This window comes from Photobacterium angustum, assembly GCF_003026365.1.
GTDB classification, from domain to species: domain Bacteria; phylum Pseudomonadota; class Gammaproteobacteria; order Enterobacterales; family Vibrionaceae; genus Photobacterium; species Photobacterium angustum.
In genome coordinates this window covers 26578-48983 of sequence record NZ_PYOM01000011.1, presented here as the reverse complement: position 1 = coordinate 48983, position 22406 = coordinate 26578, and the positions used below count along the sequence as shown (strand labels likewise).

Below are 22406 nucleotides of genomic sequence, written 5' to 3'. Positions count from 1 at the left end.
TGGCATTACTTTGTTAGCGGTTGCATGCGTATAATGCGCCGGACTCTTAAAGAGCCGAATTGTCGAGACGCCAAAATTAACTTAATAGGATAGACATAAACCATGAGCATGTTTATGAGCCTGGTTGGGATGGTTGTACTGCTACTTATTGCGGTACTACTATCAGACAACCGTAAAGCAATTAATCTACGTACTGTTGGAGGCGCGTTCGCTATCCAATTTTTATTAGGTGCATTTGTTCTTTATGTACCAGTTGGTCGTGATGTGCTGTATGGCATGTCTCAGGCAGTTGCTAACGTTATTGCTTATGGTAATGACGGCATCAATTTCCTATTTGGCGGTCTAACATCGGACAAAATGTTTGAAGTGTTCGGTGGTGGCGGCTTCGTATTCGCACTGCGCGTTCTTCCTGTTATCGTTTTCTTCTCTGCGTTGATCAGTGTTCTTTACTACCTTGGTGTGATGCAAGTTGTTATCAACATTCTTGGTGGTGGTCTACGTAAAGTATTGGGTACTTCTCACGCTGAATCTATGTCAGCGACAGCAAATATTTTTGTTGGTCAAACAGAAGCGCCATTGGTTGTTCGTCCATTCATTCCTAAAATGACTCAGTCTGAACTATTTGCAGTAATGTGTGGTGGTTTGGCGTCAGTTGCTGGTGGTGTACTTGCAGGTTACGCACAAATGGGTGTTCCTCTAGAATACCTAATTGCAGCATCATTCATGGCAGCCCCTGGCGGTCTATTGTTTGCTAAAATCATTAAGCCAGAAACAGAGCAACCTGTAGAGCAAATTGCAGGTGTCGACGAAGAAGGCGTTGAAAAGCCAGCTAACGTTATTGATGCAGCAGCAGCAGGTGCATCATCTGGTATGCAGCTTGCGCTAAACGTAGGTGCGATGCTTTTAGCATTCATTGGTCTAATCGCACTAATCAACGGTATGCTAGGTGGCATTGGTGGATGGTTCGGTATGCCTGAGCTAACACTAGAACTTATCCTAGGCTACATCTTCGCACCACTTGCGTACCTAATCGGTGTGCCATGGGGTGAAGCTCAAGTGGCAGGTTCATTCATCGGTCAGAAGATTGTTGTTAACGAATTCGTGGCTTACTTAAACTTTGCACCGTACCTAAAAGACGTGGCTGACGGTGGCATGATTGTGGCTCAAACCGGTGTTGAGATGAGTGAGAAGACGAAAGCTATCATCTCATTCGCACTATGTGGTTTCGCAAACCTTTCATCGGTTGCAATCCTACTTGGTGGTCTAGGTGGCCTTGCTCCAAGTCGCCGTGCAGAGATTGCTCGCTTTGGTATGAAAGCAGTAGCAGCAGGTACATTATCTAACCTAATGTCTGCAACGATTGCTGGTCTGTTTATCTCTTTAGCAGCAATGTAATTGTAGAGATAACCAAATAAAAGTAGAACGCCTCAATGAAAATTGGGGCGTTTTTTTATGCCTGATATTTTTGTTGATAGAAGGTAATCAACAGTAAAAGTAAACATTATGGCTATTGTTCTAAATTAACTTCATAAAATCGATTGCGTTCCCTTTTCTTATATTCCACTCTGCTATTCTTATGCCACAGATTATGAGTGTGTGGATACAAGTAGCATCAGGCTCAGAAGTAATATAATGACGTAAAAAGTGCTCATTAACTGTTTCTGATTCTCTATTTTAGTAAACACATTATCCACTGGTGGAAACATAAGTTTGATAGGCTAAAGACGGCGGTCTTGCTATTATTGAGTCTAACAAATATAGCGATTTGTAAGAGCAGACGAGTTGTCGGCTCTTGCGCGGGAATAGGGATAAGTTATTTGGTAAGTATTTACTTACTGAAACTTCAAGGAATCAAGTCCGCTCATTTGTTGCAGTAGTTCTTACTGCATTCGGTAGCCTAATGAATAATCATTAGCGCTTTACCTTCGTTTATACTGATATTTAGAGTCTTATAGCTAAGCGCTTTAAATGTAATATTACGACTGGAGATAGTCATGAGCGATTTAAAAACTGCTGCACTACGTGCACTTAAATTAATGGATTTAACAACACTGAACGATGACGACACTGACGCAAAAGTGATCGAGCTTTGTAAGAATGCAAAAACAGTGGTTGGTAATACTGCAGCAGTGTGTATTTACCCTCGCTTTATCCCAGTAGCGAAAAAGCAACTACGTGAGCAAGGTACGCCAGATGTACGTATTGCAACGGTAACTAACTTCCCACACGGTAATGATGATATCGAGATTGCTGTTGCAGAAACCAAAGCGGCAGTGGCTTACGGTGCTGACGAAGTTGACGTAGTATTCCCGTACCGCGCACTTATGGCTGGTAATGCTGATGTTGGCTTTGAACTTGTGAAGCAATGTAAAGCAGCATGTGGCGATAACGTACTGCTTAAAGTTATTATCGAAACGGGTGAGCTAAAAACTGAAGCGCTAATTAAACAAGCATCTGAAATTTCAATTAAAGCAGGTGCTGATTTTATTAAAACATCAACCGGTAAAGTGCCTGTTAATGCAACACCTGAATACGCACAAACCATGCTTAACGTGATCAAAGATATGGGCGTTGCTAAAACTGTTGGCTTTAAGCCTGCTGGTGGTGTTCGTACCGCTGAAGATGCACAGCAATACCTAGCAATGGCTGATGATATTCTTGGTGCAGAGTGGGCTGATAGTCGTCACTACCGTTTTGGTGCATCGAGCTTACTTGCTAATCTGTTACACACATTAGGTGAAGGTGAAGAAGCGGCGCAAGGCGGCTACTAATCCTTTATAAACAAGGTGGTGAAATGCCACCTTGTTTTTAACTCTCTGGCGGCATGATTAATGTCGTACTAATTCTTTAATTGGCTTTTTCAGCACTGCACTTTCGTGGTTGTTGCCTTTTTTGCACCTAAAATTTAGAAATAAAGCAAAATGAAAAATAATTAAAGCATTGGTAATCCCTACTTCGCTGAATTAAAAAAAGAGGAACAGCATGTACTTACCTCAAGAAATCATTCGTAAAAAACGTGACAATATTGAATTAAGCGCCGATGAAATTAACTTTTTCATTCAAGGTGTAGCGAAAAATACCGTTTCTGAAGGCCAAATCGCCGCATTTGCAATGGCGATTTATTTTAATGATATGACGATGGATGAGCGTGTTGCCTTAACTTGTGCGATGCGTGATTCAGGCATGGTGATTGATTGGGGATACATGCACTTTGATGGTCCTATTGTTGATAAGCACTCAACCGGTGGTGTAGGTGATGTCACTTCGCTGATGCTAGGTGCAATGGTTGCTGCATGTGGTGGTTACGTGCCAATGATCTCAGGTCGTGGCTTAGGTCATACGGGTGGCACATTAGATAAATTAGAAGCTATTCCAGGTTATAACATCACACCAACCAATGAAGTATTCGGTAAAGTAACTAAAGAAGCCGGTGTGGCGATTATTGGCCAGACAGGTGATTTAGCGCCAGCGGATAAACGTGTGTACGCAACTCGTGATGTAACAGCGACGGTTGATAATATCTCGCTTATTACCGCCTCTATTTTGTCGAAGAAATTGGCGGCTGGTTTAGATTATCTTGTAATGGATGTCAAAGTTGGCTCTGGCGCTTTCATGCCAACGTACCAAGCATCTGAAGATCTTGCGAAATCAATTGTTGCTGTCGCAAATGGTGCTGGCACTTGTACTTCTGCATTACTAACTGACATGAACCAAGTATTAGCATCAAGCGCTGGTAACGCAGTTGAAGTACGTGAAGCGGTACAGTTTCTAACTGGTGAGTACCGTAACCCTCGTCTGTTCGAAGTAACCATGGCACTGTGTGCAGAAATGTTAGTGATCAGTAAATTAGCTGCTGATACCCAACAAGCGCGTGCAAAACTACAGGCTGTATTAGATAACGGTCAAGCGGCTGAGCGATTTGGTAAAATGGTAGCAGGCTTAGGTGGCCCTACTGATTTTATTGAAAACTATGACAACTACTTAGAGAAAGCTGAGATTGTAAAACCAGTATTTGCAGAAACAACGGGTTTTGCTCATGCTATGGACACCCGTGGCTTAGGTATGGCGGTTGTTGGTATGGGCGGTGGTCGTCGTGTTGCTAGCGATAATATTGACTATGCTGTTGGTTTTAGTGACATGATCCGTTTAGGTGATGAAGTTTACGCTGATACCCCTCTTGCAATGGTACATGCTCATACTGAAGCGCAATGGGAAGAAGCTGCGAAAGCGATTCGCAGTAATATTACGGTGAATGAGAATAAACCTGAAGCGACCCCTGAAGTTTACCGTCGTATCGGCAAACAAGATGTGTAATGGAGTAACAATGAAACGTTCAATTATTTTAGTGCTAGATTCCTTTGGTATTGGTGCCTCTGCAGACGCAGATAAATTTGGTGATGTAGGTGCAAATACCTTAGGTCATATAGCACAAGCGTGTGCGCGTGGCGAAGCCAATAACGGCGATCGCAACGGCCCATTACACTTACCTAATTTAACCAAACTCGGGCTAGCGAAAGCGTGTGAAGAATCATGCGGTAACTTCCCTGAAGGCATGGATCCAAACTCAGAGATCACTGGTGCTTATGGTCATGCGCAAGAGCTTTCTTCAGGTAAGGACACACCGTCTGGTCACTGGGAAATTGCGGGTGTACCTGTATTGTTTGAATGGGGTTACTTTAGCGATAAAGAAAACAGTTTCCCTAAAGAACTGACTGATCGCATTCTTGCTCGTGCAGGCTTAGAGGACTTCTTAGGTAACTGCCATGCATCAGGTACACAAGTACTTGATGATTTGGGTGAAGAGCACATGAAGACGGGTATGCCTATCTTCTATACGTCTGCCGACTCAGTATTCCAAATTGCGTGCCATGAAGAAACATTCGGTTTAGAGCGTCTATTAGAGCTTTGCCAAATTGCTCGTGAAGAGCTAGAAGATTACAACATCGGTCGTGTTATCGCGCGTCCATTTATCGGTGCAGGTAAAGGTCAATTTGAGCGTACGGGTAACCGCCGTGACTTGTCACTTGAGCCGCCTGCAGCAACGATTTTGCAAAAGCTTGTTGATGAAAAACAAGGCGAAGTAGTATCGATTGGTAAAATTTCCGATATCTATGCAGGCTGTGGTATTTCAAGCAAAGTAAAAGCGACAGGTATTCCTGCTTTATTTGATGCGACACTTGAACAAATTAAACAAGCGGGTGACAACACAATCGTATTTACTAACTTTGTTGATTTTGATTCAGCCTACGGTCACCGTCGTAATGTTGCGGGTTATGCGGCAGCGCTTGAGTACTTCGACCGCCGTCTTCCTGAGATTTTAGCGTTACTTCAAGGTGACGATGTACTTATCATTACCGCCGATCACGGTTGTGATCCAACATGGCCAGGCACAGATCATACTCGCGAACATATTCCAGTATTGGTATCTGGCCCTAAAGTGAAGCCCGGCTCATTAGGTTTACGTGAAAGCTTTGCTGATATTGGTCAGAGCCTAGCTGAGTACTTCGGTACAACAGATATGGAATATGGTAAGTCGTTTCTATAACTCAAATTAAACATAAGGGTAAATCTTATATACCCTTATTTATTATAAAAAAGACATGATTGTTTAGCATTTTCCACTTTATAATGCCAAGCAATCACAGCAAGTTTAGCTTAACGTTAGTGATTAATTTTTAACACTGACAGCTAACTAAAAATAGGAAAAGGATACAACTATGGCTACTCCACATATTAATGCTGAAATGGGTGATTTTGCAGATGTAGTTTTAATGCCGGGCGATCCGCTACGTGCTAAATACATCGCTGAAACTTTCCTAGAAGATGCTAAAGAAGTATGTAATGTACGTAGTATGTTAGGCTTCACTGGCACATATAAAGGTCGCAAGATCTCAGTTATGGGTCATGGTATGGGTATCCCATCATGTTCTATCTACGCAACAGAATTAATTAAAGATTTTGGTGTGAAGAAGATCATTCGTGTGGGTAGTTGTGGTGCTGTACGTGATGACGTTAAGTTACGTGATGTTGTTATCGGTATGGGCGCATCAACAGATTCAAAAGTAAACCGCATTCGTTTTGGCGGTCATGACTTTGCAGCGATTGCTGATTTCGGCATGGTACAAAATGCGGTAGATGCAGCAAAAGCAAAAGGTATTCCTGTTAAAGTGGGGAATATCTTCTCTGCTGATCTATTCTACAACCCTGATTTTGAATTCTTCAAAACAATGGATAAGTACGGCATCGTTGGTGTTGAGATGGAAGCGGCTGGTATCTATGGTGTTGCAGCTGAGTTTGGTGCTAAAGCACTAACTATTTGTACTGTTTCTGATCATATCCTACGTGGCGAAGCAACAACATCGGAAGAGCGTCAATTGACATTCAACGAGATGATCGAAATCGCGTTAGATTCTGTGATCCTAGGTGATGCAGAAGCATAATCTTTACTGATTACGCACAAAAAAACGGAAACAGTTCGCGCTGTTTCCGTTTTTTTATATTATTAATTTTTCTGTGATTAATAACCGTTTTTAGTCTTTCGCGTTTGCCGTAAGAAAAAACGGAAAGTGCCAGATGTCCTTTCTGCGACCGAAGGTAAAAGCAAGCAACAACCCAATCATCAATGAAGCCAGTGTTAAGCCTCGAATAATGCGGGTCATATAATGAATTTGGTCTTTGGCATTGGCTAACAATTTATTGTGCTCAAGCGTAATACGAATAAAACCAATCACATGCTTATTAGCAAAAATAGGCTCAACAATTTGCTGACGACCAATACTTGCCATCGCAAGCGGTGTTGATAGCCCAGTTAGTTGTGGCAATGGCATAGAGTTATCGGTTTTCGCCAAGGTCACACCTTCAATATTGTAGATAGTAGCATCTAAAATTAAAGACTCACCGGATAAGTTATTCACCAACTTTTGCAGTTTATCTTGGTTATTATCCGTAATATCACTAGCTGCATTTTCTGCCGCTTGTCGTACTAACATGCGTGATAATGTTTGAGTTTGCTCACTTAGCATTTGGTAATTACGCTGGGTTAAGAGCGCGCCGTATTCCAGCATTCCAATTAATGCCAAGCCACATAATAGGAGAACAGAAAGCCGTCCTAGATGTTGCCAGCGTTTCTTTTTCCACTTTATCATCGAGTTAACCTTTGCTGTGTTCTGGTGGTATTTTACACGATAATGGAGTTGTTAAGAATATCCCTGTTTATTCGCTTTATTATCAATAAAAACAAGTGGTTAAATATCATCGCTAATTTTTAGTCATAAATAATTACTCTTTTTATTGCATTTATTTAAGATAAAAAAGTGAAAATTAACTATGTTTCATTACAGTTTAGTAACATTTAGGTTGCTCTTCACTATTAGTATCGGTAGTTTGTAAAGAAGTAGCGACAAGTTGCCCCATTATTATGATCTTGCCATTTAAATCATCGTAATATAGCAATAAGTTACTTTTAGGATAAATAATATGGATATTGAGTACGTGCTGAAAATAAAAAAACACCCCACGCTGTATAAACGTTTCCCACAACTATTAACAGTAACCAATGGTGATAAACGCCAAGCACAATGGTTATTTTATGGGAAAAATATTAGCCATTATGATGTTGAATTATTAAATAGTGCGGTACACGGTGATCTTCAATTGCTGGCTGGCTGGAAAGTAGGATCTTATGATGTTTTCACGATCGCTAATGATCTTACTGAGCAAGCAGAGCAAACACTGGCTGAATTACAATTAGATTACTTCCAACTTTCCGATCTTCCTGAGTTAGCGGAGCCTGGCTTAGTTGTTTTCGATATGGACTCTACCGCGATTCAAATTGAATGTATTGATGAAATCGCTAAGTTAGCCGGCGTTGGAGAGCAAGTCGCTGAAGTAACAGAGCGCGCGATGCAAGGTGAACTCGATTTTGAACAGAGCTTGCGCCAACGTGTTGGTACACTCGCAGGTGCCGATGAAGCGATCTTGGCTCAAGTAAAAGAAAATTTACCTTTTATGCCTGAGATGCGTGAAGTCGTGGCAACATTGCATGCCTATGGTTGGAAAGTCGCGATAGCTTCTGGTGGCTTTACTTATTTCTCTGATTATTTACAGCAAGAGTTAGACTTAGTTGGGGCGTTCTCAAATCAATTAGAAATCGTTGATGGTAAATTAACGGGGAATGTTCTTGGTGATGTGGTGGATGCGCAAGCAAAAGCGAATATCTTACAAAGTCTTGCTGAGCAATATGATATCGAACCACATAATACGGTGGCTGTAGGTGATGGAGCAAATGATCTGGTGATGATGAAAGCGGCAGGTTTAGGGATTGCTTATCATGCGAAACCGAAAGTTGAACAACAAGCACCAGCAGTGATCCGCCATGCTGATCTTGGTGGTATTTTATGTATCTTATCAGCATCACTCGTGCCACAACGACTAAGCTGGTAAGTCACTTGTATATAGATAAAAAGCCGTTGATTGTCTCTATTGAATATAGAAACCATCAACGGCTTTTTTAATGGATAAAGAGTCGCGTTATTAGCTGATCTCTAATCGAACTAACACTTCATCTGTTATATCAAATATTTCACCGCAACCGATCAAAGAAATAAACTCTGCTTCTAAAGCTCGTGCTCGATGGAGAGTTAAACGGGCTAATTCACTGAGCTTTTCACCAATTAACGCCGTCAAAGGATTAAAAACAGGTAAAGCTGTGACACGAATAGCGATAAAGCTACCGCTTTTACGTGCAAATGAGATAAAGCGAATACGCTCTTCAACGCTCTCAAACTCATAACTGGCTTTGACTGCTATCTGTTTTATCTTGCCATCTATTTGCTCAAAAGCGATGTAGAGTTCATGAACATAAGGCTCACGTAGATTCTCGATAGGACGCATTGGATACGCTAACATTTCTTTTACTCGACGCTTAAACAGTAAGCCAAGTTCAAAATGTTTTTGCTCGCCTAGTTGATAAAAAATATCAGCGAGTGGCGACAATGGAAAGTTAGATCCAACAGCTTTGACTTTTATTTTGTGATCTATTTTTTCGGCAAAATAAGGAATGCTATTTAAACGCGTTAATAGCATTTGGTGCATAGCAAGCAACATAGCAGGCGAGGGAAGTTGTTCCTCACAAAGAGCAAACCTTTCTTCATTATTTTGAATAAGTTTACGTAAAAACTTTTCACCTACACGTGATTCTTGACTATCGCGTATCGTAAGTTGGATATTTTTTCCGTTAGGGCTCGTACGAATCACTTGATAAGGCATTCTGCCCAAGATATCGAGCTTAGCTAAGCGTTGTAGCTGCTCAAATTTAATTGTAACGGGATCATCTTTTTTACATCGAAATGGCGTATCAAGATTAATATTGAGTCCACGGCTCGAAAAGTCGATCGAATGACCATGGCTAATTAATTGCCCTTGTTGATATAACGAGATCGTTGTTTTATAGCTAAAACGTGATTCACTGCGTTGAGGTTTGGGATCAAAATGGATCGCTTCAGCTAAACAAACCGGATTTTTCGGATGCCTAAATGGATTGATCGCTTTGCTTGATAATGTTGATTTTTGCGTTAAACGGTAATCTGACTGGGTATTTTTATGGGTGATATCTTGCAGAACCCCTACATGGGTGAGATCTTGAAATTTCTCAATCATTTCGGGAGCAACATCATTGAGCTTTTCAAGCTCTTGTTGACGTAAAGGGTAAACCGTTAACCGCATTACTCGCCAGCTATCGCGGTGCGAGCCTAATTGCCAAAAAATACGGCGCTGCTCTTGGTCCATTTCAGGTAAGGCGGCAGAATAAAAATAACGGTGACCTTGATGATCATGATGGAAACAATAAATTAAGGTGCTAGATTGCTTTAGCCCTTTATGCCCTAGTGAAGCAATACGTTGCTCTGATAATAATTGATTGATCACGGGCTGATTACGTTCATCGTGCCAGTATTGCCATAAATAACGGTTGTGATCTGTCAATAAAGCGTATTTAAGTTCAGTGCCAGAGAAAAAAAGAGGTAGCCCGACAGTATGCTTAAGAAAGCAATGTTCATAGCCTTGGGTACGCGCCTGAATAATTTTATCTTCATGATTATTTCGATGGCGGAGTATGCCTTTATTTTGACTTGTGACGATCAGTTTTTTTAACGCTTCATTTTCACTTAGCGCAATAAGACGAAGCCATTTAAAGCTAGCGTCTTCAGGGTTATCATCAATGCCTAATACACGGTAGCGATGAGGTTGCTCTAAAAGAGGCTCATTGTGTATTTCTGCCAATTGTGGGAAGTAGGCATCAATTGTTTGCCCTAATCGATAGCTAAAGGCTGAGGGGACTTTAAACTTCGCTCCGGATGATGAAAGATCTGTCGTCATTCCCCAGATCTGTTGATTAAAAGGAATACTGATAGTCACGGGAGTGCTAATTTGTAATCGGTTTTCTTCTCGATGGAGATAATGACCAAAACGGATCAAATTAGCAGTAAATAACTCTGTGGTTGCTTTTTTATCCGTCGATGTTGCACGCTCACCTTGTTGATGTAATTCTCTAAAATTATTCTGCGTATTCACCAAGGCCTCATAGAGACCAATGCAATATTGATTATTGAAGACTTTACTACGACGGTGAAGAATATTAATAGCAACATCATCGAGCCAATGGGTTTGACCATTAAAAGTATAAGAGCGGCACTGACCTTTTACGCGACCACGTAAATCAATGATTTTTTTACACGGGGTCATTAACCGATTAATCTCCATTTTGATACGGAGTTTGATCGGCCCTGATTCATTACTGGTTAAACTATCAAAAACTTGGTGGAAATCTTCACTTCCATAAGCAGGTAGTAGTTGCTCTATGAGTGCTTTGTAATCGTCCAACTGCATTTTATTTTCTGTTAAAAGATTCACTGATAGTATTATCTGCTGATGGTGATAAAAGTTTAATGTAAAGTAACAAAAACTCACATTTAAGTTGAGGTTTACATTGAATAATATTGGTTTATTCGATGGATTAGACATTTAGGGTAAAGAATGGCGAAAGCAGCAAAACGAGCATATGTTTGTAGTGATTGTGGGATGGACTTTGCTCGTTGGCAAGGTCAGTGCTCTGGATGTAAATCGTGGAATACGATCACTGAATTTACGATTCCTAACACCAAGTCAGGGTTAACCAGTAGCTCGGCACGTTCAAGTATTGGCGGCTATGCGGGTGTTGTGGGGGGCGGTTCGAAAAAGCTTAATGAAGTTGAAACCGTTGAAGCTGAAAAAATGCTAACGGGCATTGGCGAGCTTGATCGTGTGTTATGTGGTGGTTTAACGACGGGATCAGTGAATATTATTTCTGGTGATCCAGGGGCAGGTAAAACAACGCTATTGTCAGATCTGGTTTCTCGGATGTCACAGCTGATGCCATCACTTTACTGTACTGCAGAAGAATCACTGTCGCAGTTTAAGAATCGTGTAAATCGCCTCAAGCTAAATTGCAATGAAGATAATTTATATCTGATGGCGGAAACCAGTGTTGAAGCGATCATCGCAGAGCTTGAAGTAAAGCAAATCAAGTTTGCGGTGATTGACTCCATTCAGGCGGTATCAACAGAGTTGGCCAATGGTAGCCCGGGTTCACCTTCGCAAGTAAAGGCGGCAGCGCAAGCATTAACTCAGTACTGTAAACAAAATAATGTGACGATGTTTTTGATCGCGCATGTGAATAAAAACAATGAAATTGCCGGTCCTCAGACGCTTGTTCACATTGTCGATTCTCTGCTGCACATTGATACTAATGATGGTCAAGTACGTACTCTGCGAGCCAATAAAAACCGTTTTGGTGATGTTGATACGGTAGGTATCTTCCGTATGACAGAGCGCGGTATGCTCAGTGTTGATAACCCAAGTGAGATCTTTTTATCTGGCTCAACAACGGAATCTTCAGGCTCTGCTATTACCTGTATTCGAAAAGGTAATCGTAATCTATTGTTAGAGATCCAGTGTTTAACCACTGAAACTGAAGGTGAGTTTCCACAGCGTGTTTGTGTTGGTTTGAATATGAACCGGATTAAGATGCTAACGGGGATCTTACGTAAACATGCGAAGACCAAGATTTACCACGATACTTTTTTCAATATTGTTGGCGGCTTGAAAATTGACGAGTCAGAAACCTGTATTGATTTGGCGTTGGTGGCGGCGTTGTTAAGTAGCCTTAACGAATTTGTGGTGCCGCGTACTACGTGCATTATGGGTGAGCTCAGTCTTAACGGTGATGTGCGCCCAATTGATAGTGGTGTACCTCGAGTAAAAGAAGCTGCGCAGCATGGTTTTACCGAAATTTTTATCCCTTTTCGTAATTACCATAAATCAATGGAAGGCTTAGGGGCGAAAATCACGCCAGTCAAAACCATCCATGAACTGTTAGATCTGATCAATTAATGAAAAAGCGAGAGGTGTTTCTTTTGAGTAAAGAGTTGTGCCTCTCGTTTTTCGTTATAGTTCACCGCTAAGGTGTGTTGGCTTGTTTGGGATTTGATTTAGCCTGATTAACGGTTTGAAATGTTGCTTCATGATTTTGAGAAGCAAGCTGTACCTGCATCTCAACCATACTGCCAACCGTGTTGAGTAAGGAGGCCCATTGCACATTGGGTTCTTTTTTAAAGATAGTATCGAAGTTTTTAATATCCCAATCGACGAAGGGACGTGGATTTAATGGTTTACCTAAAAAGTGGATCTCATAATGGAGATGAGGGCCTGTTGAAAGACCTGAATTTCCCGTCCAGCCAATCAATTCTCCTTTATTAACAAATTGCCCAGCTTTGACATTAAATTTGCTCATGTGGGAGTAAGTCGATACAAATCCCATAGCGTGATTTAAGATCAGCTGATTACCATAACCATGTTGGCTGCTTTTCACTTTTTCTATTACCGCATCGGCTGGGGCATAAATAGGTGTCCCCTTACTTGCACCGAAGTCTAATCCATCATGGTTTTTACGTTGTTTTGTAATGGGATGCACACGAGTACCAAAGCCTGAAGTTAATGGTGCATCTGGTGTTGGTTTACCATTAGGGATAAGTTGAAATAGCGTTGCTTTGACTGCGGAATTAATTGCGGCAGTATCAACCCGTTGTTTGATCGTTTGAGGTGGATTGTCATCACTCAATCCTAGAATGTTTTCCATGTCATCAATACGCTGATTTAACTTTTCTAGCGATTGTGTTTTTTTCTCTAAGGAATCATTAAGGGTTTTGTTTAGTGCTGTCTCTTCTGATAGTGATGCACTAAGCTCTAACGCTTTATTGCGCAGTTTAGAGACTTGCTGGTGGGAGCTTTGGGCTGAGACATAAAGCTCAAATATAGCATGTGTACTATAGGTAAGCGCGCCACAAAGTAGAAATAGTGCCCCATAACGAAAACTATTAGTCAGTAATGCTTTTTTATTACCTTTACGTAGTTTTGTAGTAAGCGATTTTATATTAAACATCATGAAAGAAGACACATTGAGCAATTTCTGAAGCTAGAGTCTATGTGCTTAAGTTAATTATTGCTAGTTACCTTTCTCTCATTTGTGCAACAGCCTTGTGGTTTTATGGTCTTATCTCCCTTGTTTTTATTAATAAATAAAAAAGAGCAACCGAAGTTGCTCTTTATATTTTTGTCATTGGTTTAGCGATTATTTAGCAATACGCTTGTACTTAATACGGTGTGGTTCCGCCGCATCAGCGCCTAGCGTTTTCTTCAACCAATCGGTGTATTCAGTAAAGTTACCTTCAAAGAAGCTAACCTGACCTTCATCACGGTAGTCAAGAATATGGGTTGCCACACGGTCAAGGAACCAACGGTCGTGCGAGATCACCATTGCACAGCCAGGGAACTCGAGTAGTGCTTCTTCAAGTGCACGTAGCGTTTCAACGTCAAGGTCGTTGGTTGGTTCATCGAGTAGTAATACGTTACCGCCCGCTTTAAGTAATTTCGCAAGGTGAACACGATTTCGCTCACCACCAGATAGATCGCCAATGCGCTTCTGATGATCACTGCCTTTGAAATTAAAGCGAGAAACGTAAGCACGTGCAGGAATTTCGAAGTTGTTGATCTTGATGATATCAGCGCCTTCAGAAATTTCTTGGTAAACCGTGTTGTTGTCGTTCATGCTATCGCGGAACTGATCAACCGATGCCAATTTAACTGTTTCACCCAACTCAATAGTGCCTGAATCAGGTTGTTCTGTACCACTTAGCATCTTAAATAGTGTTGATTTACCTGCACCGTTAGCACCGATGATACCGACGATAGCACCTTTAGGCATGCTGAATGATAAGTCATCAATTAATACGCGATCACCGAACGATTTAGTCAGGTTTTTCACTTCGATAACTTTATCACCTAGACGCTCACCTGGTGGAATGAATAGCTCGTTAGTTTCATTACGCTTTTGGTGTTCGTTCGTATTTAGCTCTTCAAAGCGCGCCATACGTGCTTTCGATTTCGCTTGGCGACCTTTAGGGTTTTGACGAACCCACTCTAGCTCTTTCTCGATGGTTTTTTGTAGCGCACGCTCTTGAGAAGCTTCTTGCTTTAGACGTGCGTCTTTTTGCTCAAGCCAAGAGGTGTAGTTACCTTGCCATGGAATACCTTCACCACGGTCAAGCTCTAAAATCCAACCAGCTGCATTATCAAGGAAGTAACGGTCGTGCGTAATAGCAACAACAGTACCGTTGTAATCAACCAAGAAGTGCTCAAGCCATGCCACTGATTCTGCATCTAAGTGGTTGGTTGGTTCGTCAAGGAGTAGCATGTCAGGCTTATCAAGCAGTAGACGACAAATTGCCACACGGCGACGCTCACCACCCGATAGGTTCTTAACTACAGCGTCCCAATCAGGTAGGCGTAGGGCGTCAGCTGCACGCTCAAGTTGCATACCAAGGTTGTGACCATCTTTAGTTTCGATCAGCGCTTCAAGCTCGCCTTGCTCTTTTGCTAGTGCATCAAAATCAGCATCAGGCTCTGCGTAAGCTGCGTATACTTGATCTAAGCGGATCAGTGCTTCTTTTACATCTGACACTGATTCTTCTACGATTTCACGTACCGTTTTGCTTTCATCTAAAATTGGTTCCTGAGGTAGGTAACCGATTTTTAGACCAGCTTGAGGGCGTGCTTCACCTTCGATATCGGTATCGATACCCGCCATGATGCGTAGTAGTGTTGATTTACCGGCACCGTTTAAACCTAGGACACCGATCTTAGCGCCAGGGAAAAAGCTCAGTGAAATATCTTTTAAAATTTGACGCTTAGGTGGGACGATTTTTCCCACTCGCGACATGGTATAGACGTAATCAGCCATATCCGTGTGTGATCTCTACTTAAAAAATGAAAGGGAATATTTTACCTGTTCTGGACTGAAGTTTAACAGAATTGTTTATATTTGGTGGTGAGAGCCATAAAAAAACTGACTCAAAAAAGCAGGCTGATTTCGCTTTAATGTTACAAAAGGCTATTCCATTATGTGAATAGGCTTATGAATTATTTGCTAATATGATTGTCTCAGATGTAGTTGCTGGTACCGTTTAGCCTAAGCAACAGGGATTCTACTTTCATCTATTTGATATGGAGCTTCTAGTGCCACGCATTCCAACTTCCCCCAATATTTTTTCAATTGCACTGTTATCACTGGGCATAGCAAGTACCTTTAGTGTACATGCAGCCTCGTTAGAGCAACAGCGTACTTGGTATGATCAGGCGCAAACAGCGTTTGATAACAACAACATGGCGGTATTTAACGCTAACAAAAGTAAATTAGGTGGGTATCCGCTATACCCTTACTTGGAATACCGTCTATTTAATAAAGACTTAGATAATAAAACACCTAGCCAAGTAAAAACTTTTGTTAACAAATATAAGGCATTACCTTTTAGCCAAACCATTCAGCGTAACTACCTGTCTGATCTTGCAGGGGCTGACAGATGGCGAGATTTCCTAGCGGTGCAGCCAACAGAGCCAAGTCGCACTTCTCTAAAATGTTCTTACTACTATGCTAAGAGCCAAACGGGTCATGCAAGCCAAGCGTGGGCGGGAGCAGAGAAACTGTGGGAGACGGGGAGTTCATTACCTTCGGTTTGTGATCCATTATTAGATGTATGGACTGCTGCGGGTAAACGTACTAATACCTTGATCCTTGATCGCATGTTACTAGCGTTTGAAAAAGGGAATAAGAGTTTAGTTAGCTATCTTGATAAGCAACTAACAGGCAGTTCACAAGCCACTGGCGATAAAATCCTTGCGCTATTAAATAAGCCTCAAGGTGTTGCTGATTTTGCTAAACAGAGCAAAGTGACCAAGTTCAACCAAGCGTTAACTAAAGCTGCATACTATCGTTTAGCCCGTGCTGATGTTAAACAAGCTGTTGCTTCATATAATCAAGTGGTTTCAGGTCAGCACTTTGATAAAGCTACAAAACAGGCGTTAGCTGATGCTGTTGCATCACGACTCATGTCAACCAGTGATCCTGCGTTAGCGAAATGGCGTGATAGCAAACTGAAAACGAGCCAGAACGTGAGTATTTTAGAGCGTCGTATTCGTAATTCGATCCGTGAAGCGGATTGGAGCGGCGTACAAACGTGGATCAATCGCCTGCCAAAAGAAGCGAAAGACAGCTCTCGTTGGACATTCTGGCAAGCGCAGCTACTTGCGAAAAAAGGGCAAAAGAAGCAAGCCGATAAAATTTATCAATCACTGTTAGGTGAGCGTGATTTTTATAGTGCTGCTGCCGCAACAATCTTACACAAGCCGATTGTATACCCTAATCAAAAAGGGCCAACTTCGACGAAGTTGATCCAGCCATATATGACGACATTAAAGCGTATTGGCGAGTTGATTGATACTGATAGGTTGGTAGCAGCTAACCGTGAATGGGGCTATTTGTTATCGAAAGTACAAGGGGTACAAACTAAACGTCAGTTAGCGGTTTATGCGGAAAAACACAAGTGGCATCACTTGGCGGTTCAGGCGACTATTTCTGGTAAATTGTGGGATCATATGGCACTTCGTTTTCCACTCGCTCATAAATGGTGGTTTGACTTCTTTAGTAAAAAACGGGGTATACCGACATCTACCATGATGGCGCTAGCTCGACAAGAAAGTGCCTTAAATATTCATGCACAATCACATGTTGGTGCGCGTGGCTTAATGCAATTAATGCCAGCAACAGCAGCGCATACGGCGAAGAAATTAGGTCGAGATTATGCCGGTAAAGAAAGCTTATTTGATCCCGGTGTTAATATTCGTTTAGGCAGTGGCTATCTAAAAATGATGCTAGATAAAAACGACGATAATCGTATTTATTCTTTTGCCTCGTATAACGCAGGACCAGGTCGTGTAAGACAGTGGAAAAAACAGACCGACGGTAAATTAGATGTGTATAGCTTTATTGAGCAAATTCCATTTAATGAAACCCGAGGTTATGTGCAAAATGTGCTTATGTTTGATGTGTACTACAACGAACTGATGGGTAAAAAGGCACCGTTATTAACGCAGAAAGAGTTAAAAGCACGTTATTAATAACAGCGACTTACTATCGCGATTAACCATAAAAGCCGAGTGCTGTGACACTCGGCTTTTTATTATTTGTAATATCGAGAATTACTGGCTGATATCTTGGTGTCGATAGATTATCAAGGTACACTGCAGCAAGATGACATACCTGATGAGGTAACTATGACAACAACTTCTGACAGTCCTGACTTCACCGAGTGGCAGAATGTACTTGATTTGATCCGCCATGCTTCTGCAGAGGAGCGAGATGCGTTGTTATTCCAAGTATTATTAACCCATGATGAGCGAGAAGCATTAATTGCACGTGTGAATATCGTCCATGAATTACTTAATGGTGAGCGTAGTCAGCGTAAGATCAGTGAATTATTAGGGGTCGGTGTCGCTACAATCACCCGAGGCTCTAATGAGTTAAAACATCAGGATGATGAAACAAAAGCATGGTTAGCGAATTTTCTTGCGCAGAATAAACCAGAGCAATAATCGTGTTGAAAATAGGATATTGTTGTTTAAACAATATCCTATTTTTTATTAGAACAATTGTGGATTAAGGAAAGGGATCAAAGCCAAGATTAACGCTTGCTGATAAACCGAACTTCGCGTTAATAAATGATTCGTGAGCATCGCAATCGCTCCGCCTTTTTGTTTCACATTTTGTTGGTTAAACATTTCATCCATAACGTCACCTAATTCCATTCCTTGTTGTATTTTCTCAAGTGCTAATGGCGGTAACGGTAATGATGCTGAGCGTGACTCACTATATTGCCCGTTATGCTCAATCACCATCCATGCAAACGTAAATTTATCGTCAATCCCTGCTTCTAATCCCACAATGTAATCAGCATCAGGACATTGTTCACGACAGTGTTTTACCCTATTTCGTGCGCCCAATAAGGTTTCTTCACTGGTAAGGGGCTGATCTCGCACACCACTTTGAGCTGAAATACCTTCAACATTAAAAGAAAGCATTGGAAAGGCGAGAGAAAAAGCATCGCGTACTGCAGCAACTTTTGCAGGGTTAGTTGAAGCGACCATAACTGTTTGCATGAATGAATACCTAAATGACATCGAATGCGTCTCAGTGTACTGGAAAGATATTGAGTCGGTAAACTATTGAAATAATATTGGGAGAAGGAAAATAAAAAAGCCTGCTATTTCTAGCAGGCTTTCGTATATTCGATTATCTCTGATGATTACAGGCGATCGTAAGCCCAATCAGATTGGATGATGTAACCGTGAATTTGAAACTCATCGTTATTAACGAACAAGTTAGGAAAATCAGGTTGCGATGTAGAGAATACAACACCATCAGCGAGTTGCGTCATATGGTAAAAGTCAGGCTCACTACCACGAACAGAAGCAAAAACAGGTTGCTTAGGACGGTACTCGGCTTTCTTTGTCGCTAGTGCATAGCTACCAACAGGTGCACATTGTGAAATATTTTCGTTATCGATTAATAGGCCTAAACACTCTTCACGTTCTAGGTGCTGGGGGATCGCGCGTTTGCTGATCACCTCGACAGAGCTACCGTCGTTATATGCTGAAAAGTCTTTACGGTGAATTACAGGGATATAAGTGCATGTCGCGGCACTGTCTAACTCAGTACTGATTGTTGTTGTTGCTTGAGTACCAGTATCGACCTGACCCGTTAAAATATAACCAATAGAGGTATTTAATGTATCTGCAATTTTCTCTAGTTCACGAACTTCAATGCCGTATTTACCGGATAGTTTACGGCTCATCGTGCCTTGTTGAAGATCTAGAGCTTCGCCAAGTTGTTTCTGGCTGATACCTTGAACCTTAGCTAAACGCTTAATTCTCTCTAAATATTCCATAAAATTAGCTTCCTGCTTTAAAAAAGGGGGGGAATGCAAAGGGCATTCTTAAAAGTCATAACTGAGTTTACTGATAATTGTAATAAAGGAATCCCTTAAGCAACAAAAGTGCGATTGATCTAGGCAAAGAAATATACCCTGAGGGAAAGATGGGTAAAAAAAGGGACAAAATATGCGATAAAAAATAACTAATGAGTAAAGAATAGTAGTTAGGCTCTTAATATAAGAGTGTGTCATTTGGATGAATAATAATAATCAGAAATAAGATCTTGATTAACAGTAAGTTATAAATCAACCTGACTGATAGGTAGGGGGTTGATTATGGCTTCTTATTATGAATATTGATGCACTTTATAATTGAGAGAGATATTAATAGCCGCAATAGCTAATGTTTATAGGTATTTAATTCACTACTAACGGTATTGACAATAATTGATTGTTATTTTTATTGTAAATTAGATTTTAATTCCAAATAAGAATAATTTTCAAGTGTACATATTGAATACAACTTTAATGCTAAGTTGTGATGCGATAAGTTGTTTTTTCCATAATAAAAAAGCCCATTCTCACTGAGAACGGGCTTAAATGATTAATTATATTATTACTTAGCGATTGGAGCTGGGGTGCGAATTAAGTAATCAAATGCCCCTAAGCTAGCTTTTGCACCTTCACCCATTGCAATAATGATTTGCTTGTAAGGTACAGTTGTAACATCACCGGCTGCAAAAATACCGTTAACATTAGTATTACCGTGAGCACCAATTTCAATCTCACCACGTGGTGTTAATGCAACTGCTGATTCTTTTAGCCACTCAGTGTTTGGCACTAAACCAATCTGAACAAAAATACCTGCAAGTTCGATGTGTTTGATTTCATCCGTGTTACGATCTTTGTAGCTGATACCTGTAACGCGAGTACCATCGCCAACTACTTCTGTCGTTTGTGCCATTTTAATAATGTCGATGTTAGGCATACTTTCTGCTTTATTGATCAACACTTGGTCTGCACGTAATGTGTCAGCAAATTCAAGAACAGTCACATGTTCAACAATACCAGCAAGATCAATCGCCGCTTCAATACCTGAGTTACCACCACCAATAACGGCTGTGCGCTTGCCTTTGAATAATGGACCGTCACAGTGAGGACAGTAAGCCACACCTTTATTACGGTACTCTTGCTCACCAGGAACGTTCATCTCACGCCAGCGAGCACCAGTACTGATGATCACACTACGCGCTTTTAGCATTGCGCCGCTTTCTAGATAAACGTGTGTATAACCATCTTCAGTATCAGCAGCTTCAACAATGTTATTAACACGCTGCTCGCTCATAATATCAACGTTGTATTGTTTTACGTGCTCTTCAAGGCTTGCCGCTAAACGAGGGCCTTGGGTTTCTTTAACAGAAATAAAGTTCTCGATAGACATAGTATCCATCACTTGACCACCGAAGCGCTCAGCAACAACACCGGTACGGATACCTTTACGTGCAGCGTAGATTGCAGCAGATGCACCAGCAGGGCCACCACCGACAACTAATACATCAAATGGGGCTTTTTCGTTTAGGCTTGCCGCTACTTTTGTAGCTGCACCTGTGTCTAACTTATTTAAAATTTCAGTTAGTGACATACGGCCTTGACCAAAGACTTCACCGTTCACATAAACAGTCGGTACTGCCATGATATTACGTTCAGTTACTTCGTCTTGGAAAGCTGCGCCATCAATCATGGTTGCTTTAATGCGTGGGTTAATCGCTGCCATCATGTTGAACGCTTGCACAACATCAGGACAGTTTTGGCAAGATAATGAAATAAAGGTTTCAACAACAATATCTTGATCTAAAGCCGCGATTTGGTCGATAACCGCTTGCTCGAGTTTCATTGGGTGACCACCACTGTGTAGTAGCGCTAATACCAATGAAGTAAATTCGTGTCCCATTGGAAGACCTGCAAAGCTCATTGAGGTCTGTTTGGTTGGGTTAACCACTTGCATTACAGGCTTACGTACACTGGCATTATTATCTTCAATAACACTAACTTTATCATTTAGTTCTGCGATCTCGTGAGCAAGCTCATGCAGTTTTTGTGCAGTGTCACTATCATCTAAACTTAATACCAGTTGGATATCTGTTTTTAAATTTTCTAAATACGCTTTTAATTGCTGCTTCATGCTTTGTTCTAACATAATCTTGCCTTTTTAATTTATTTACGGCTTAACAGCAGATAATGAATGCGGATCTACTGTTATACGACATATCGCCTATATAAAAAGGCTTAAATATGTTTGAAGGTATTTGAATGAATAAGGCACCAAACATGACGTTTATGCTTGATGCCTTATTACTTTTAAATAAGTGAATTATTTAAAAGTAGGATAAGTAATAAGTGAATCTATATAGAGAATAAAATCACTCATTATTATCAAAGGTAAATAAGATTAGATCTTACCTACTAAGTCTAGAGAAGGAGTTAGTGTTGCTTCGCCTTCTTTCCATTTTGCAGGACAAACTTCACCTGGGTGTGCTGCAACATATTGTGCTGCTTTCACTTTACGCATTAGATCATCAGCTTCACGACCGATACCTTCAGCAGTGATTTCCATTGCTTGGATAACACCTTGTGGATCGATTAGGAAAGTAGCACGGTCTGCAAGACCTTGACCTTCACGCATAACATTGAAGTTATTAGTGATGTTACCAGTTTGGTCGCCTACCATGTAGTAGTTGATTTTACCGATAGTGTCAGAGCTGTCGTGCCATGCTTTGTGAGTAAAGTGAGTATCTGTAGATACAGAGAATACTTCAACGCCGCGCTCTTGAAGCTCTGCGTAATGGTCCGCTAGATCGCCAAGCTCAGTTGGACAAACAAAAGTAAAGTCAGCAGGGTAGAAGAAGAATACCGCCCACTTACCTAAAACGTCTTGCTCAGTAATTTCTACGAATTTGCCTTCTTTGTATGCTGTTGCGCTAAATGGCTTGATTTCTGTGTTGATCATGATGGAATCCTTTTAAATATAATTTTAAGTTTTTATGCTGTAGT

17 protein-coding genes are annotated in these 22406 nt (G+C 41.1%); 9 read left to right on the top strand and 8 right to left on the bottom strand.

Translation table 11 applies throughout. The annotated features are described in order from the left end of the window. Positions 1-102 precede the first annotated feature (102 nt). The 5 genes from CTN01_RS12655 to deoD all read left to right on the top strand — a co-directional run bounded on the left by CTN01_RS12655 (position 103) and on the right by deoD (position 6440). A complete protein-coding gene (locus tag CTN01_RS12655; RefSeq protein WP_045149159.1) occupies positions 103-1395 on the top strand; it encodes a NupC/NupG family nucleoside CNT transporter in 1293 nt (430 codons plus the stop codon). 599 nt (positions 1396-1994) lie between these two features. Then, on the top strand, positions 1995-2771 hold the full coding sequence (gene deoC / locus CTN01_RS12650) for a deoxyribose-phosphate aldolase (RefSeq protein ID WP_045149160.1): 777 nt from the start codon (positions 1995-1997) through the stop codon (positions 2769-2771). Between the two features lie 211 nt (positions 2772-2982). Then, the gene (gene deoA / locus CTN01_RS12645) at positions 2983-4314 is read left to right on the top strand and encodes a thymidine phosphorylase (protein ID WP_045149161.1); all 1332 of its coding nucleotides are present in this window, start codon (positions 2983-2985) and stop codon (positions 4312-4314) included. Positions 4315-4324: 10 nt separating this feature from the next. Further along, entirely contained in the window at positions 4325-5545 is a 1221-nt protein-coding gene (locus CTN01_RS12640; protein WP_045149162.1) for a phosphopentomutase, read from the top strand. Positions 5546-5717: 172 nt separating this feature from the next. Then, positions 5718-6440 carry a purine-nucleoside phosphorylase gene (gene deoD / locus CTN01_RS12635; RefSeq protein WP_005369502.1) on the top strand — a complete coding sequence of 241 codons (723 nt, stop codon included), beginning with the start codon at positions 5718-5720 and terminating at the stop codon, positions 6438-6440. 90 nt (positions 6441-6530) lie between these two features. Here deoD and CTN01_RS12630 read toward each other — a convergent pair whose 3' ends face one another. Further along, complete coding sequence (locus CTN01_RS12630; RefSeq protein ID WP_005369500.1) at positions 6531-7145, bottom strand: YtjB family periplasmic protein; 615 nt, start codon at positions 7143-7145, stop codon at positions 6531-6533. A gap of 331 nt (positions 7146-7476) precedes the next feature. Here CTN01_RS12630 and serB point away from each other — a divergent pair, with 331 nt between their 5' ends. Further along, on the top strand, positions 7477-8442 hold the full coding sequence (serB, locus tag CTN01_RS12625; RefSeq protein WP_045130304.1) for a phosphoserine phosphatase: 966 nt from the start codon (positions 7477-7479) through the stop codon (positions 8440-8442). A gap of 90 nt (positions 8443-8532) precedes the next feature. Here the strand turns inward: serB and CTN01_RS12620 are convergent, their stop codons facing one another. Then, positions 8533-10884, bottom strand: a complete 2352-nt coding sequence (locus tag CTN01_RS12620; protein WP_045185340.1) for a PilZ domain-containing protein — start codon at positions 10882-10884, stop codon at positions 8533-8535. A gap of 147 nt (positions 10885-11031) precedes the next feature. On the opposite strand from CTN01_RS12620, the gene radA reads away from it, so the two are divergent. Then, complete coding sequence (radA, locus tag CTN01_RS12615) at positions 11032-12426, top strand: DNA repair protein RadA (protein ID WP_045083772.1); 1395 nt, start codon at positions 11032-11034, stop codon at positions 12424-12426. Positions 12427-12493: 67 nt separating this feature from the next. Here radA and CTN01_RS12610 read toward each other — a convergent pair whose 3' ends face one another. Next, positions 12494-13477 (bottom strand): M23 family metallopeptidase, encoded by a 984-nt coding sequence (locus tag CTN01_RS12610; RefSeq protein WP_045149170.1) that lies wholly within the window; start codon positions 13475-13477, stop codon positions 12494-12496. A 186-nt stretch (positions 13478-13663) separates the two neighbouring features. Further along, on the bottom strand, positions 13664-15331 hold the full coding sequence (ettA, locus tag CTN01_RS12605) for an energy-dependent translational throttle protein EttA (protein ID WP_005369488.1): 1668 nt from the start codon (positions 15329-15331) through the stop codon (positions 13664-13666). A gap of 263 nt (positions 15332-15594) precedes the next feature. Between ettA and sltY the strand changes: the two genes are divergently transcribed. Further along, on the top strand, positions 15595-17544 hold the full coding sequence (gene sltY / locus CTN01_RS12600) for a murein transglycosylase (protein ID WP_045149172.1): 1950 nt from the start codon (positions 15595-15597) through the stop codon (positions 17542-17544). 156 nt (positions 17545-17700) lie between these two features. Beyond that, positions 17701-18018, top strand: coding sequence for a trp operon repressor (trpR, locus tag CTN01_RS12595; protein WP_045083794.1), 318 nt, complete (start codon positions 17701-17703; stop codon positions 18016-18018). A 48-nt stretch (positions 18019-18066) separates the two neighbouring features. Here trpR and yjjX read toward each other — a convergent pair whose 3' ends face one another. The 4 genes from yjjX to ahpC form a co-directional block, all read right to left on the bottom strand. Continuing rightward, the gene (yjjX, locus tag CTN01_RS12590; protein WP_045149173.1) at positions 18067-18582 is read right to left on the bottom strand and encodes an inosine/xanthosine triphosphatase; all 516 of its coding nucleotides are present in this window, start codon (positions 18580-18582) and stop codon (positions 18067-18069) included. 146 nt (positions 18583-18728) lie between these two features. Beyond that, positions 18729-19370 carry a helix-turn-helix domain-containing protein gene (locus CTN01_RS12585; protein WP_005369480.1) on the bottom strand — a complete coding sequence of 214 codons (642 nt, stop codon included), beginning with the start codon at positions 19368-19370 and terminating at the stop codon, positions 18729-18731. Positions 19371-19971: 601 nt separating this feature from the next. Further along, positions 19972-21552: an alkyl hydroperoxide reductase subunit F gene (gene ahpF / locus CTN01_RS12580; protein WP_045149174.1), complete on the bottom strand. Its 1581-nt coding sequence runs from the start codon at positions 21550-21552 to the stop codon at positions 19972-19974. 252 nt (positions 21553-21804) lie between these two features. Next, entirely contained in the window at positions 21805-22362 is a 558-nt protein-coding gene (gene ahpC / locus CTN01_RS12575; protein ID WP_005369476.1) for an alkyl hydroperoxide reductase subunit C, read from the bottom strand. Between the last annotated feature and the right edge of the window lie 44 nt (positions 22363-22406).

Excerpts from the sequence above, each read along its gene's own strand:
- radA (WP_045083772.1), top strand. The coding sequence starts at position 11,032 with ATGGCGAAAGCAGCAAAACGAGCATATGTTTGTAGTGATTGTGGGATG.
- CTN01_RS12655 (WP_045149159.1), top strand. The coding sequence starts at position 103 with ATGAGCATGTTTATGAGCCTGGTTGGGATGGTTGTACTGCTACTTATT.
- serB (WP_045130304.1), top strand. The coding sequence starts at position 7,477 with ATGGATATTGAGTACGTGCTGAAAATAAAAAAACACCCCACGCTGTAT.
- deoA (WP_045149161.1), top strand. The coding sequence starts at position 2,983 with ATGTACTTACCTCAAGAAATCATTCGTAAAAAACGTGACAATATTGAA.
- CTN01_RS12620 (WP_045185340.1), bottom strand. The coding sequence starts at position 10,884 with ATGCAGTTGGACGATTACAAAGCACTCATAGAGCAACTACTACCTGCT.
- deoC (WP_045149160.1), top strand. The coding sequence starts at position 1,995 with ATGAGCGATTTAAAAACTGCTGCACTACGTGCACTTAAATTAATGGAT.
- CTN01_RS12640 (WP_045149162.1), top strand. The coding sequence starts at position 4,325 with ATGAAACGTTCAATTATTTTAGTGCTAGATTCCTTTGGTATTGGTGCC.
- CTN01_RS12585 (WP_005369480.1), bottom strand. The coding sequence starts at position 19,370 with ATGGAATATTTAGAGAGAATTAAGCGTTTAGCTAAGGTTCAAGGTATC.
- ahpC (WP_005369476.1), bottom strand. The coding sequence starts at position 22,362 with ATGATCAACACAGAAATCAAGCCATTTAGCGCAACAGCATACAAAGAA.
- ettA (WP_005369488.1), bottom strand. The coding sequence starts at position 15,331 with ATGGCTGATTACGTCTATACCATGTCGCGAGTGGGAAAAATCGTCCCA.
- deoD (WP_005369502.1), top strand. The coding sequence starts at position 5,718 with ATGGCTACTCCACATATTAATGCTGAAATGGGTGATTTTGCAGATGTA.
- sltY (WP_045149172.1), top strand. The coding sequence starts at position 15,595 with ATGGAGCTTCTAGTGCCACGCATTCCAACTTCCCCCAATATTTTTTCA.
- ahpF (WP_045149174.1), bottom strand. The coding sequence starts at position 21,552 with ATGTTAGAACAAAGCATGAAGCAGCAATTAAAAGCGTATTTAGAAAAT.
- CTN01_RS12630 (WP_005369500.1), bottom strand. The coding sequence starts at position 7,145 with ATGATAAAGTGGAAAAAGAAACGCTGGCAACATCTAGGACGGCTTTCT.
- trpR (WP_045083794.1), top strand. The coding sequence starts at position 17,701 with ATGACAACAACTTCTGACAGTCCTGACTTCACCGAGTGGCAGAATGTA.
- CTN01_RS12610 (WP_045149170.1), bottom strand. The coding sequence starts at position 13,477 with ATGATGTTTAATATAAAATCGCTTACTACAAAACTACGTAAAGGTAAT.
- yjjX (WP_045149173.1), bottom strand. The coding sequence starts at position 18,582 with ATGCAAACAGTTATGGTCGCTTCAACTAACCCTGCAAAAGTTGCTGCA.